Here is a 286-nt window from a genome sequence, read left to right on the forward strand (position 1 = left end):
CCCGGAATTAATTGTTATTGCTGATACCTGTTTATGTGAATATACAAGCCATGGGCATTGTGGAATCGTTGAGAATGGAAAAGTGTTAAATGGTCCGTAAAAAGCAGAGGAATACTTAACTGCATAAGACATGATTGGTGTATCTTCAAAGCCTGCTTCATCTAGCCCAGCACAAATAGCAGCAACAAAGCCATCCATCATATTTGACGGAGCGATAATATCAGCACCAGCTTTTGCTTGGCTAACAGCCGTATCAACCAACAATTTCAATGACGGATCATTTAAC

Annotated in this window: 1 protein-coding gene and 1 pseudogene; one reads left to right on the plus strand and one right to left on the minus strand. The window is 40.2% G+C overall.

Annotation, left to right across the window (positions count from 1 at the left end):
• Positions 1 to 16: 16 nt before the first annotated feature.
• Positions 17 to 100, plus strand: coding sequence for a hypothetical protein (locus PZE06_RS29200; RefSeq protein WP_483314108.1), 84 nt, complete (start codon positions 17 to 19; stop codon positions 98 to 100).
• On the opposite strand, the pseudogene PZE06_RS29205 reads toward PZE06_RS29200, so the two are convergent.
• Positions 88 to 286 (minus strand): annotated as a pseudogene (locus PZE06_RS29205) (porphobilinogen synthase); the annotation flags it as partial. The gene PZE06_RS29200 and the pseudogene PZE06_RS29205 overlap by 13 nt on opposite strands.

This window comes from Robertmurraya sp. DFI.2.37, from assembly GCF_029211245.1.
In the GTDB taxonomy this organism is placed as follows: domain Bacteria; phylum Bacillota; class Bacilli; order Bacillales; family Cytobacillaceae; genus Robertmurraya; species Robertmurraya methanolica_A.